The sequence below is a fragment of the Pseudomonas reactans genome, assembly GCF_013387025.1.
In the GTDB taxonomy this organism is placed as follows: domain Bacteria; phylum Pseudomonadota; class Gammaproteobacteria; order Pseudomonadales; family Pseudomonadaceae; genus Aquipseudomonas; species Aquipseudomonas reactans.
This window is the reverse complement of the sequence record NZ_JACAQP010000007.1, coordinates 172,849-185,581: the sequence shown is the minus strand read 5'-3', so window position 1 is coordinate 185,581 and position 12,733 is coordinate 172,849. Positions and strand designations below refer to the sequence as shown.

The window sequence follows — 12,733 nt, the reverse complement described above, 5'->3', positions numbered from 1 at the left end:
ACCGAGGACATGGTTTCCACGCTCAAGGCGTCGGAGAGAAGGTCACGGGCCGATAAGTGAACGTCCACGCCTTGATCGGGTTGTAATGCGGATTTTTCTTTGCAACGTTAAAAGTTTTGCTGGCGAACTTACCGCTCACATATTGCATACTGGTACGGTCCACCAGTCGACGCTCTAAGGGGAGCAGCTCATCCTCACCGCCCACCTTGTTGAAAGTGTACTTGATCGCCTTGGTTTTTAGTTCGCTGATCGTCTCGGGTGCGATATAGGCAGACAGGGTGCCTTCATAGCCTTTGACCGGCTTGCCAATAAGCCTACTGAATTCAGCAGCAAAGGACGCTTGTTCGCCATTGGCGGAGTAACACATGAGTAACCGCACGTTGTCATAATCGCTCGGGTTGATCCCTTTGGCTTTCAATGTATCCAGTAACTCTTGTGGCGTATGCGCCTTGCCGTCGTACCAAACCTTGGCTGGTGTTTTGGTGTTGGTGCGCAATGACAAACCGCCGGGTTCTTCTCCATGTGCCATGATATTCAGTCGTACTTTCGAATCTTTCTTATTAAGGTCCACAAAGGTAAGGAGGCCATCATCGACCTCCGTGAGGCTGTCCATGGTACCGCCCAACTTGACCAATTTTCCCTTCTGGGTAGAGATTTCTTCTACCGGCACCGTCCCCTTTATACCGGGGTAGGCAACGGGTTTCTCTTTAGGTACCGGAGCGCTTACAGCGATGGGTTCCTTGCCATTTGGTTTAGGTGTGTAGGTGCCTTCAACGCCATGCGGCCCGTTCGTATTGGGTGCGCGGCGCCCAATTGAATAACGGCCCTTACTGTTGCCAAGTCCTTTGATTAATCTTGAGCCTCTTTTAGCCAAAGGTTTTAGCAGTTTCCCCACCCATTTTGTTGGTAAGGCCGACAGCGCAACGTCACCTACGGCAAAACCGGCTTCCACAAGCCCAGCATTGCGCTCTGCCTCAGTGTGTCCATTGTTGGCCTGCCATGCACCGATAAAGATCTGAATGGGCGCCGTCAAAAACACCGCAGGAGGGATGACCACCCCCACCGCCCCAGCTATCTGGGAAATACGAGATAAAAGGATCTTACGGTTCGACTTGATCCATTCGTCACCATCCGATATCGCATCCCATGACTGAAGTTTGGTTAGGTTTTCGAACATATTTCCTTCGATACGGCTGTCAGGTCGACCATAACCCACTACGCCGGGAAGATAGGTCTTAGTGTTTGCACCGATATTTTTTAATGTGCTGCTGACGCCTTTTCTGATGGGCCCATCGCGAAGGTAGTAATCGGTAAAGTGCCGCTCCAACTCCGCACGCCCCTCCTCACTCTTTGCCACGTCATAGACCCACTGACGCATCGCAGCTTCGTCCTTGAACTCAAAGAACGATTGCCCGTCGCCGGGCATATACACCACGATTCGACCGGTTTCCTTATGCTTGAGCACGGTAATGTCAGTGGCACGATAATTATTGATTTCCAACATCGAGCGTTCCACATGCTCCGTGTCGGACTTTCCGGGGGTCTCAAACTCTGCCGCTTCAACCACCATCGCCAAGCCGTCCTTCGACAGCAGACCATTCGCTGCGTCGAGCCCAGCACGGAACATGTAATTTTTTTCGTGCAGCGCCTGCATAGTCCCCATGTTCTCCTGCCAGAACTTCTGTTGCGCCGTTCCGTACAGTTGTGCCATATCCCGATTACGCGCAATCGAGGGCAGTAAACCTGGATCTATATCGATTTTTTTAGCAGGGTCGTATATCGGATTGTCTGGGTCCCCCGAAAAGATAACGGTTTGCCCTCCGATGACGCGATCATCCAGCCAAGGGTCGTTGTCCGCGATTGCCTGTGTTAACGACTTGGGCGGGCTCGTCGGCTTGCAGTCACCGATCACATAACCTTTGGGATTGAATCCGTGTTTTTTATAGTCAGTATCATCTTCACTGAAGTGCTGAATAAAAACCTTGTCGGGGTCAATATCAATCTCTGATGGGCCAAATTGTTTTGTGAATGCCTTGATGTCTTTGCGCACCTGCTCGGACACTACCTTTTGAGGGGTGGGATATTGCTCTTCCATCTGGTCGACGAGATCGACAATGGTTTGAGCCGACTGGTCAATTTTGTCACCGGGCACCGCGGCATTCGACTTGCCTGCCTCTATTCGAGGCGGAGTAACATCAACGACCTGCGCTGGCGTACTGACTATTTCCACTACCGTGGCGGGGTATTCCTGCTGGTTGGCTTCACGTTTACGCCTACTCCGTGAGGTGCCGTCGTGCGCGTCCAGCGTCAGCCAATTGAGTGGCGCCGGGTCGCCAGTCAGCTTTTTCAGCCAAGTATTCACCTCAGCAGCGCTATTGAACGCTTGAAAGGACGGCGCTCGTTGTTGAGGGATAAACAGCACCACATTTGGTTTTTTGGACTCAGAAAGCACGCGTTGTATAACGATAGCGTCCTTGGCCGTAACTCCCTTTGCCCTTAAATGGCTCACTTCAACCTTTGGTATACCTTGTTTACCGGGAAACAGCACCGCATCGACCAGTTGTTGGACCTCGGGCTGCAGTGTGCCGGTATTCAAGTCCTTCACCATGTGCTCATGAACCGTGTCCTTGATGCTGTTTGAGGCGTAGCCAGGTCCGCCAGCCCCCGCTGGCCTGACCTGGTTTGGCGCCGAACGCCAGAAAGCGGTCGAGTCAGACGAAGGAGTTGAATATCCGAAGTTGCCAATTAAGTCATTGATCATGATTAGCGATTACCTGGCTTTGTCGGCGCAACCTTTTCAATGCGCCGTTGTTAAAACGTCAGAGGCCAACTCATCCTTTACTTGCCAGGCATTCACATCATTGATAGCCCTGTTGTTCTATTCAGTACAACTCAGCATTGCTCATTCCCGACGTACCGATAACTTTTTTACTACTCTGTGTGGCGCCCGTATTGATTGCTTCGGTTGACACTTTTGTTGATCGGGCAAGCATATCCGGCGAAAGCTCCACTATTTGTGGGCGGATTTTTTCCAAGCAATGCAGTACTTCTACTGTGATGCTTGTCATCTCCTGTGTGGTGCTTACGTGGGAGTTTGTTCCATTGAACTCAAAATTATTATTAAACCCTACACACTAGTGGGCATAAAGTTACGCTGATGTGCGCCTACGAAGGGTGGCGAGGCTACCCCAGTCCCGCTGCAGCCCTGCGGCCGCCAACAAAATCGCCGCCACTCCCAACCATTGCAGCCAGCCAAGGCGATGCCCGAAGGCAAACCAATCTACAAAGATCGCCGCAATGGGGTAGATAAACGACAACGCTCCGGTAATGGCGGTGGGCAGTTTCTGGATCGCTCCGTACAGCAATACATACATCAACCCCGTGTGCACCATCCCAAGGGTCACCAGCGCCGCCCAGGCATTCGGCGCAGCCGTCAGGATGTTCCAAGGCACCAGCGGAGCCAGCAGCACGGCGCCTGTTGCCACCTGGATCAACGCCATCAAATGCGGCGGCACCTCCTTCAAGCGCTTGATGATCAATGCGGCAATCGCATACAGGAACGCCGCACCCAACGCCAGCCCGATCCCTACCAGATAATCCCCGCCACTCTGCTGGTCACCATGGGAGGTGACAATCGCCAGCATGCCGAGGAACGCCATGCTCAGCCATGCCAGCTTCATCACGGTGATCTTTTCACCGAGAAACACCGCCGCCAGCAGCACCAACATGAACGGCTGCACGTTGTACACCGCCGTGCTGATCGCGATGGACGCATGGGAATAGGACTCGAACAACAGTAACCAATTGCCGACGATGGCCACGCCACTGAGCACCGCCAGCCCAACCTTGGCCCAACTGAGCAGGTCCAGGCGCAGGTAGCCAAGCAAGGCACATACCAGCAACAGCGTCAGCCCGCCGATCACGCAGCGCCAGAACACCACTTCGATCACCGACACGCCCGATACCAGCACAAACCAACCAATGGTGCCGGAGATCAGCATGGCGGCGATCATTTCCCACGACCCGCGACGGATTGATGTGTCCACGATGAAAGCTCCTCAAGTGAGGCTCAATTATGGCAATCTGCTCGGGAGCGGCTCCAGCGCCTAAAAAAGGCCAAATCGCTGGATTGCCTTTACTTATTAGGTGAATACCATGATTGACACCGTCGACCAGCAACTCATCGCCGCCTTGATGGATGACTCGCGCCTGTCCCTCAAGGCCCTCGCCGGCATCACAGGGCTGTCTTCGCCCAGTGTCGGCGAACGTTTGCGTCGTCTCGAAGAGCGCGGCGTGCTGATCCATTACACCGTCGACATCGACCCCAAGCATTTCGGCTACCTGCTGCAAGCCATCGTGCGCATCCGTCCGTTGCCCGGCAAATTGCAGGAGGTGGAGCGGCAGATCCAGGCGATTCCCGAGTTCACCGAGTGCGACAAGGTGACCGGCGATGACTGCTTCATCGCACGGTTGCATGTGCGCACCATGGATCATCTGGACAGCCTGCTCGATAAGCTGAATGCCTATGCAGAAACCAACACCGCGATCGTCAAGAAAACCCCGGTGAAACGGCGTTTGCCGCCGCTGGGGGATTGATGAATAAAGAAACACGTTTCCTATGGTGAGCAGGCTTCCTGTGGCGAGCAGGCTTGCCCTGCGTTGGGCTGCGAAGCAGCCCCAAATCCAAGCAATGCAGTTTAGCCTGACGCACTGCGGTGGTCTTGACAGGGGCCGCTTCGCGCCCCAACGCGGGACAAGCCCGCTCGCCACAGGAAGCGGCAGCCGTCAGCCGTGCAGCGCTTTTGCGGCATTAAGCAAGCCTTGGAACTTGCGATATCGCACTTCCAGTACCGCCTGCTGCTTGGCATCCGGCAAGTATCGCGCCTTCACCGCCATCCCCGACTGCAACAATCCCTCCCCCTGCCCAATCGACAGAAAGCCCAGCTTCGCCGCCCCGATACAGGCACTCAGCTCACTGCCGTGCAACGTAAAAATCTCCCGCTGCAGGATGTTGGCCAGCAACTGCGCCCAATACTCGCTACGCGCACCGCCGCCCACCAAGGCACAGGCGCCTATGTCGGCGCCGGCCGATTGCACGGCGCGCAGCGCATCCAGCAAGCCGAACCCTACACCTTCCATGACTGCATAGCCGAGCATCGCGGGTGTGCAGTCATGGCCCAGGCCCATGAAACCGCCACGCAGCAGCGGGTCGTTGTGAGGTGTGCGTTCTCCGGCAAGGTACGGCAGAAACAAGGGCGTGCTGAGTGGCAAGGGTTGTTTGATCGGCAATTGCGCCTGCACCTGGTCCAGCAACGCTTGCTCATCCGCAGTGCCCGTCAGCCGTGTGACCCAACGCAGGCAACTGGCCCCGGCCAGCATGGCGCCCATGGTGTACCAACGGTTCGGCAGCGCATGGCAGAAACTGTGCACGGCGCTGGCCGGGTTGCCGGCGACGTGGTCGGTGATTGCGACGATGGCAGCGCTGGTGCCGAGGGTGATGAAGCCGTCGCCAGCGTTGATCGCACCGATACCGACAGCCGCTACCGGGTTGTCGCCACCGCCGCCAGCGATCACGACGTCAGCCGACAACCCAAGGTCCATCGCCGTCAAACACGCGCTCGCGGCGCCGCCTTCCACCAACCTGGGCATCTGCTCCGGCGCAAGGCCCGTCGCGCGCAGCATGGGCGCGAACCACTCGCGGCGTGCTACATCCAGCCACAACGTGCCAGCAGCATCCGACATCTCACTGATGCGCTCACCACTCAGGCGCAACCGCAGGTAATCCTTGGGCGACAGTACACAATCAATGGCCCTGAATACCTCAGGCTCATGCTGCTGTAGCCACAGCAGTTTCGGCGCCGTCAGTCCGGCCATGGGCAAGCTGCCGGTGATGTCGGCGAACTCCGGGCCCAGCTCCTCGGCCTCGGCGACGGCGCGGGAGTCGTCCCACAGGATCGCCGGGTACAACACGCGGTTATCCGCCCCCAGTAACACCGCGCCGTGCATCTGCCCGGACAGGCCGATACAGGCCACACGGGCATAAGCCTCATGGGTACGCAACTGGGCCAGCGCCTGCAAGCAGGCCTGCCACCAATCCAGCGGGTCCTGCTCGGACCAGCCGCTATGACGCCGCGACACGCTCAGGCGCACGCCGGCATGGGCCAGCACTGTGCCGTCGAGGTCCATGAGGATGGCCTTGAGTTCCGAGGTGCCGAGGTCGATGCCGAGGGAAACGGGATTGCTCATACGGGGTCATTCAACTCCATTACAGCCACATGAATGACGCCATTGCAGCGTCGGCGCCAGGCGCACACTCTGGGTCGGTGCGCCGGGTGAAGCCATGCGTTGCAACAACAGGTTCACCGCCTGGGCGCCGAGTGCCTGCACCGGCTGCGCGATCAGTGTCAGGCGCGGCACGAAAAAATCCGCCCAGTCGAAATCATCAAAACCCACCAGCGCCATCTGCGCCGGCACGTCGATCTGCGCGTCACGCAGGGCCTGCATGGCGCCCAGGGTCATCAGGTTGTTGCCGGCCATGATCGCCGTCGGCGGTAGCGCCAAGCCCAGCAACTGCACCGTCGCCTGGCGTGCCGGCTCAGTATTGGAGCCGCCATTGACCAGCAGCTCCGGATCAAACGTCAGCCCCGCTCCCTGCAATGCGGCACGGTAACCGGCGACGCGCTCATCGGTGGTGCTGAAACCTTCACGCCCGGCGATAAAGCCGATCCGGCGATGGCCATGGGCGATAAGGTGTTCAACCAGCACCTGGGTAGGCTGGGCATTCTCCACCCCAACCTGATCGAAGTGCTCACTCATCATGCGGTCCACCAGCACCGCTGGAATCTCGTTGGCGCGCAGATAATCCAGGGCCTTTGAGCCGTTCGAAGGCGCCAGCACAATCCCATCGACCCGCCGATGATGCAGCGCCGTGACCACTTTCAGCTCCTGCTCCGGATCATCATGGGTGTCGACAAACAGCATCATGTAGCCGTGCTGAGCACACGCGGTTTCGATCGCGTGTACCGTCTCGCTGAAGTAGTGGTTGGACAACGCCGAGATCGCCACGCCAATGGTGTTGGTGCTCGACCGGGCCAGCGAGCGCGCCAGGGTGTTGGGGATGTAGCCCAACGCCTGGATCGCCTGCTGCACCGCCAGCACGGTGGCCGGGCTGACCTTGCGGGTGCCGTTCAACACGTGGGACACCGTCGACGTCGACACCCCCGCCCTGCTTGCCACGTCATCCATGGTGACCACGACGCTGTTCCTTCTCAGTGGATCAATGTTTGCTCGACCAACCGCTGTACGTAGCGACGTTGTCACGGGTGATCAGTTTTGGCGTGAGCAGGGTAACCGCTTCGGCCGGGGCTTTGTCATTGAGAATGTCATTGCCCACGTTCACCGCGGTCTGCGCCATGGCCCAGGGGTCCTGGCTGGACGACGCCTGGATCTGCGACTCGGTCTTCAAGGCATTCTCGATATCCGGCGCGCCGTCCACCGAGGTGATGATGATGCCGCTGCGCTTGAGCTGCTTGGCGGCCAGGTCGCTGCCGATGGCTTGTGGGTCGTTGATCGCGAACAGGCCGTCGATTTTCGGAAAGCGCGTGAGGTAACCCTGCATCACGTTCAAGCCGCCTTCGCGGGAGCCTTTGCCGTCCTGGTCGTCGGACAGCACCTTGATATCCGGCGCAGCGGCCAGCGCGGCCTTGCAGCCTTTGACGCGGTCAGTCACGGCGGTGACTTGCGGGCCGTTCTGGATGATCACGTTGCCTTTGCCGGAGAGTTTGTCCACCAGGTACTGGCAGGCCAGCTTGCCGGCTTCGACGTTGTCGGTCTGCACGGTGGCGTTGACGCCCTTGGCGTCCACATCCACGGCGACGACAACAATGCCGGCGTCGCGGGCCTTCTTGATGGCCGAGGCCATGGCAGAGGGGTCGACGGCGTTGATCAGGATCAGGTCGACCTTGGACGAAATGAAATTGTCGATCTGCGAAAACTGCTTGCTCAGGTCGTAGTCAGCTGACACCGAGGTGACCTTGACGTTGGGGTTCAGCTCTTTGGCCCGGGCGGTTGCGCCATCGGCCAGGGTCACGAAATACGGGTTGCCCAGTGAGCCCATGCTGATGCCCAGGGCCTTCAACTCACGGGCTTCGACAGCCTGGGACATCAGGGCAGCCAAGGCAATGACGGGAAAGATACGTTTGAGGTTCATGCGGGTCTCTCTTGTGATTGTTGTAGGAATCAGGTCCGCGCACCGGACTGGCGATAACGATCCAGCGCTACCGCGCCAATGATCACGATGCCCTTGATGATGTATTGCCAGATATCCGACACGCCCAGCAGCACCAGGCCGTTGGTGAGCACGGCGATGATCAGCGCGCCGATCAACGTACCGCCGATGGTGCCGACGCCGCCGGTAAAACTGGTGCCACCGAGAATGACTGCCGCAATCGCATCCAGCTCGTAGGATTGCCCGAGTTGCAGGCCGTTGGCGGCGAACAATCGCGAAGCGCTCATCACCGCGCCCAATCCGGCCAGCGCACCGGACATGGCGTAGACGAACAGCAGCACTTTCCACACCTTGATCCCCGACAACCGCGCCGCCTCCGGGTTGCCGCCCACCGAGTAGATCTGCACGCCCATCACCGTGCGGCGCAGGATGAACCACGACAGCGCCACCACGGCCACGGCAATGATCACCAGCCAGGGCACGCCGAGTACCGAGTCATTGCCGATAAAGGCAAACGGCAGGTCCGGGTTGAACACCGTCTTGTCATCCGCCAATAGCCGCGCCAAACCGCGCATGGCCGTCAGTGCGCCGAGGGTGACGATAAACGGCGGCAGGCGCATGAAGGCGATCAAGCCGCCATTGACCAGGCCGAGCAACAGCCCGAAACCGATACCGGCAGCAATCCCGAACATGCCGAACTGCGGCGACATCGACGCCTGCAACGCCACCACGGCCGATGCCGCCAGGATCGCGCCCACCGACAAGTCGATACCGGCGGTGAGGATCACGAAGGTCATGCCCGCTGCCAGCACCACATTCACCGACGCCTGCTGGGTGATGATCGACAGGTTCTGCACCGTCAGGAAATTCTCGCTGGCCAGGGCAAAACCTACCAGCAGCAGGATCAGCACCGGCAACATGCCCACCGTGCGCATCAACTCGCGTGCGCGTTGCGCTTTACCGATTGTCGCGATATTCAACTCAGCCATGGGCAACCACCTGATCGCCACCGGTGGCGAGGTCAATAATGCGTTCCTGGGAAATAGCCTGGCCGGAGGCGCCGCCGACTTCAGCGACGAGCTGGCCTTCGCGCATGATCAGCACGCGGTCGCAGGTGCCGATGATTTCCGGCAGCTCGCTGGAGATCACCACGATGCCGACACCGGCCTGGGCCAATTGATTGATGATGCGGTAGATCTCGGACTTGGAGCCGATGTCGACACCCCGCGTGGGCTCGTCGAGGATCAGCACGTGCGGCTTGACCTCCAGCAGTCGCGCCAGCAACACCTTCTGCTGATTGCCACCGGACAGCGCGCCGACATTCACCTTGCCCGACGCCACGCGAATCGACAGCGACTTGATCGCGTCATTCGAGCGCTGCAAGGCATGCCCGCGATCCAGCACGCCACCGGCATGCGCATCCGGCACACAGGCGCAGACGTTGATGTTGTCCGCCACGCTCATGTCGAGGAACAGGCCCTGGGCCTTGCGGTCTTCGGTGAGGTAGACCACGCCTGCACGGATCGCGTCCGCCGGGGTGCGCAGTTGGGTGACGGTCTTGCCGACCACTTCCAAGGTACCCGAGGTGCGTGGGTCGGCAGCAAAGATCAGCCGCGCCAGCTCGGTGCGCCCTGCCCCGACCAGCCCGGCAATGCCCAGCACTTCGCCGGCATGCAGGTCGAAGCTGCAATTGCGCACGCGCTTGCCGTCGGCCATGTCGCGCACGCGCATCACCACGTTGCCAGGGTTGTAGGCGGCGTGTTCCTTTTTGTAGAAGCCTGACAGGTCGCGGCCCACCATCATTTTCACCAGCACTTCGGCCGACAGCGCGTCGCGGGTCAGTTCGCCGATGTATTGGCCGTCCCGCAACACCGAAACGCGGTCCGACAGCTCGTAGATCTCGGCCATGCGGTGGCTGATATAGATGATCGCCAGGCCTTGGCTGCGCAGTTGCTTGATCAGCGCGAACAAGCGGTCGGTCTCGCGGGATGACAACGGTGTGGTCGGCTCGTCCATCACCAGGATCTTGGCGTGGGCGTGCAGGGCGCGGGCGATCTCCACCAACTGGCGCTCGGCAATCGACAGGCTGCTGACCCGTGTCGCAGGGGTGAATTCGGCGCCGAGGCGTTGCAGCACCTCGATGCACCCCGCTTCCATGCCCTTGCGGTCGATGGTCCAGCCACGCCGCAGTTCGCGGCCCAGGTAGATGTTCTCGGCCACGCTCAGGTTGGGGCACAGGCTCAATTCTTGATAGATAACGGCAATGCCGAGGGTTTTCGCGGTGGCGGGGTCGAAGCAGGCTACCGTTTGACCGGCAATGCGCATTTCACCGCCGGGGTCGGCTTGATAGGCGCCGGAGAGGATTTTCATCAGCGTGGACTTGCCGGCGCCATTCTCCCCCATCAAGGCGTGGATTTCGCCGGAGTAGACCTTCAGGCCGACATTCTTGAGCACGCGCAAACCGTTGAAGGTTTTGCTGATGCCCTGCATTTCAAGCAAGGGTTCAAGGCTCATGAATGAGCTCCTGGTTTTATTATTTTTGTCGTCAGTGGGCCGACTCTAATGTAGAAACATTTCTTTACGCAAGCGCTTGCCTACCGGTTTTTGTACCTGAAGAAACGTTTCATCAAGCCAATTTATTGAATAGGCACACAAAGCATCGGTTTTACCGTTTGTCTGCTATTGTCCAAGCACCTCATCTCCTCCTCATCGCCCCCCAAGCGATCTTCTGTGAGCATGCTCTGCGCCATTGTCAGTCGACGACGGCGGGCCTGAACGTCACGGAACGCCCAAGCGATGGACACACCGTTACCCGAACAGCCGCAATCGCGCGCCGAAAAGATCGTCGAGTTCAAACGGCAGAAAACCCTGCTCAAGACCGGCGCGCTGCAAGACGCCATCTTCAACAGCGCCTACTTCTCCAGTATCGCCACGGATGAAAAAGGCGTGATCCAGATCTTCAACGTCGGCGCCGAACGCATGCTCGGTTATGCCGCCGCCGATGTGGTCAACCGCATCACCCCCGCCGATATTTCCGACCCTGTCGAGCTGATCACCCGCGCCGCTGCCTTGAGCCTTGAGTTGGACACGCCCATTACGCCGGGTTTCGAAGCCCTGGTGTTCAAGGCTTCCCGTGGCATCGAAGACATCTACGAGCTGACCTACATCCGCCAGAACGGCAGTCGCCTGTCGGCCATGGTTTCGGTGACCGCCCTGCGCAACCGGCATGACACCATCATCGGCTACCTGCTGATTGGCACCGACAACACCGCGCGCAAGCAGGAAGAAGCCGAGCGCAAAGGCTTCGAGCGCGCCCTGGAAGAAAAGAACCTGGAGCTGGAGCACGCAAGCCACATGAAGTCCGAGTTCCTCGCCACCATGTCCCACGAACTGCGCACGCCGTTGAATGCGGTGATTGGATTTTCCGAGGCGCTCAAGGACGGACTCGTCGGTGACATGAGCGAGACGCAGCGCGAATACATCGGGGACATCTTCACCAGCGGCCAGCACTTGCTGTCGTTGATCAACGATATTCTCGACCTGTCCAAGGTCGAGGCCGGGATGATGGAACTGGAGCTGGAAAGCGTTGAGCTGGCGGGCCTTTTGGCCAATAGCTTGCTGATCGTGCGGGAAAAGGCCGCACTGCAACGTATCCAATTGAAGCTGGAATGCCCCGACGACCTCGGCCACCTGGAACTGGACCTGCGCAAGACCAAGCAGATCGTCTACAACCTGCTGGCCAATGCGGTGAAGTTCAGCGAACACGGCAGTTCGGTAACGCTGACGGTGCGCCAGGTCACCCGCGAACAGGTCGGGCAAATTCCCGGCGATTGGCCGGTGTATTGCTTTGCCTTGCCCGCGAGCCCTCAGCAGCAATTCCTGGAGTTGAGCGTCAGCGACACCGGTATCGGCATTGCCGAGGACGATATGGGCAAGCTGTTCAAGGCGTTCAGCCAGATCGACAGCAGCCTGGCGCGCAAATTCGAAGGCACGGGCCTGGGGTTGGCGATGGTCAAGCAACTGGCCGACTTGCACGGCGGCAGTGTCGCGGTGGCCAGTCGCGAAGGCTGTGGCGCGCGGTTTGTGGCGTGGTTGCCACTGCACCGCGCGGCGGAGGCTCCATGGCCCACGTCCTGATCGTTGAAGACAATGAAGCCAATATGCGCCTGGCACGCCTGCTGCTGCTGAACGCCGGTCATACGACCGTGTGGGCGCCCGATGCCGAGACCGGCCTGACCCAGGCCCGCGAACAGCAACCGGCCTTGATCCTGATGGATATCCAACTGCCCGGCATGGACGGCCTGGCCGCCACAGCTCTGCTCAAGCAGGACCCGCTGACGGCGCACATTCCGGTGATCGCCCTGACCGCCATGGCAATGAAGGAAGACCGCGAAAAGACCCGGCTGGCCGGCTGCGACGCCTATGTGATCAAGCCGCTGCGCTACAAGGAGCTCTATCAGGTGATCGATACGCTGCTGCAAACCCACAACGACCCTCTCAGATGAG

General features: G+C 59.2%; 10 protein-coding genes. 3 read left to right on the top strand and 7 right to left on the bottom strand.

The annotated features are described in order from the left end of the window. Positions 1 to 22: 22 nt before the first annotated feature. A complete protein-coding gene (locus HX793_RS09865) occupies positions 23 to 2,761 on the bottom strand; it encodes a dermonecrotic toxin domain-containing protein (protein WP_178905507.1) in 2,739 nt (912 codons plus the stop codon). A 388-nt stretch (positions 2,762 to 3,149) separates the two neighbouring features. Then, complete coding sequence (locus HX793_RS09860) at positions 3,150 to 4,046, bottom strand: DMT family transporter (protein WP_177096245.1); 897 nt, start codon at positions 4,044 to 4,046, stop codon at positions 3,150 to 3,152. Positions 4,047 to 4,155: 109 nt separating this feature from the next. On the opposite strand from HX793_RS09860, the gene HX793_RS09855 reads away from it, so the two are divergent. After that, the gene (locus HX793_RS09855; protein WP_177096247.1) at positions 4,156 to 4,596 is read left to right on the top strand and encodes an Lrp/AsnC family transcriptional regulator; all 441 of its coding nucleotides are present in this window, start codon (positions 4,156 to 4,158) and stop codon (positions 4,594 to 4,596) included. 189 nt (positions 4,597 to 4,785) lie between these two features. On the opposite strand, the gene xylB is transcribed toward HX793_RS09855, so the two are convergent. The 5 genes from xylB to HX793_RS09830 are packed head-to-tail and all read right to left on the bottom strand — an operon-like array spanning position 4,786 to position 10,741. After that, positions 4,786 to 6,246 (bottom strand): xylulokinase, encoded by a 1,461-nt coding sequence (gene xylB, locus HX793_RS09850; protein ID WP_177096249.1) that lies wholly within the window; start codon positions 6,244 to 6,246, stop codon positions 4,786 to 4,788. Between the two features lie 6 nt (positions 6,247 to 6,252). Continuing rightward, positions 6,253 to 7,254: a LacI family DNA-binding transcriptional regulator gene (locus tag HX793_RS09845; protein WP_177096251.1), complete on the bottom strand. Its 1,002-nt coding sequence runs from the start codon at positions 7,252 to 7,254 to the stop codon at positions 6,253 to 6,255. A 22-nt stretch (positions 7,255 to 7,276) separates the two neighbouring features. Then, entirely contained in the window at positions 7,277 to 8,209 is a 933-nt protein-coding gene (locus HX793_RS09840; RefSeq protein ID WP_177096253.1) for an ABC transporter substrate-binding protein, read from the bottom strand. 29 nt (positions 8,210 to 8,238) lie between these two features. Beyond that, positions 8,239 to 9,216 carry an ABC transporter permease subunit gene (locus tag HX793_RS09835; RefSeq protein ID WP_177049521.1) on the bottom strand — a complete coding sequence of 326 codons (978 nt, stop codon included), beginning with the start codon at positions 9,214 to 9,216 and terminating at the stop codon, positions 8,239 to 8,241. After that, positions 9,209 to 10,741 carry a sugar ABC transporter ATP-binding protein gene (locus HX793_RS09830; RefSeq protein WP_177096255.1) on the bottom strand — a complete coding sequence of 511 codons (1,533 nt, stop codon included), beginning with the start codon at positions 10,739 to 10,741 and terminating at the stop codon, positions 9,209 to 9,211. The genes HX793_RS09835 and HX793_RS09830 overlap by 8 nt, the downstream gene beginning before the upstream one ends. Before the next feature lie 282 nt (positions 10,742 to 11,023). On the opposite strand from HX793_RS09830, the gene HX793_RS09825 reads away from it, so the two are divergent. Together HX793_RS09825 and HX793_RS09820 are read left to right on the top strand one after the other, a co-directional pair. Further along, positions 11,024 to 12,364 (top strand): sensor histidine kinase, encoded by a 1,341-nt coding sequence (locus HX793_RS09825; RefSeq protein WP_177061858.1) that lies wholly within the window; start codon positions 11,024 to 11,026, stop codon positions 12,362 to 12,364. Continuing rightward, a complete protein-coding gene (locus tag HX793_RS09820; RefSeq protein WP_177096257.1) occupies positions 12,349 to 12,732 on the top strand; it encodes a response regulator in 384 nt (127 codons plus the stop codon). Before HX793_RS09825 ends, HX793_RS09820 begins: the two co-directional genes overlap by 16 nt. Position 12,733 lies beyond the last annotated feature (1 nt).

What these genes read in the sequence shown, in the direction of transcription:
- HX793_RS09855 (WP_177096247.1), top strand. Translation starts at nt 4,156, where the DNA reads ATGATTGACACCGTCGACCAGCAACTCATCGCCGCCTTGATGGATGAC.
- HX793_RS09835 (WP_177049521.1), bottom strand. Translation starts at nt 9,216, where the DNA reads ATGGCTGAGTTGAATATCGCGACAATCGGTAAAGCGCAACGCGCACGC.
- HX793_RS09840 (WP_177096253.1), bottom strand. Translation starts at nt 8,209, where the DNA reads ATGAACCTCAAACGTATCTTTCCCGTCATTGCCTTGGCTGCCCTGATG.
- HX793_RS09865 (WP_178905507.1), bottom strand. Translation starts at nt 2,761, where the DNA reads ATGATCAATGACTTAATTGGCAACTTCGGATATTCAACTCCTTCGTCT.
- HX793_RS09825 (WP_177061858.1), top strand. Translation starts at nt 11,024, where the DNA reads ATGGACACACCGTTACCCGAACAGCCGCAATCGCGCGCCGAAAAGATC.
- HX793_RS09820 (WP_177096257.1), top strand. Translation starts at nt 12,349, where the DNA reads ATGGCCCACGTCCTGATCGTTGAAGACAATGAAGCCAATATGCGCCTG.
- HX793_RS09830 (WP_177096255.1), bottom strand. Translation starts at nt 10,741, where the DNA reads ATGAGCCTTGAACCCTTGCTTGAAATGCAGGGCATCAGCAAAACCTTC.
- xylB (WP_177096249.1), bottom strand. Translation starts at nt 6,246, where the DNA reads ATGAGCAATCCCGTTTCCCTCGGCATCGACCTCGGCACCTCGGAACTC.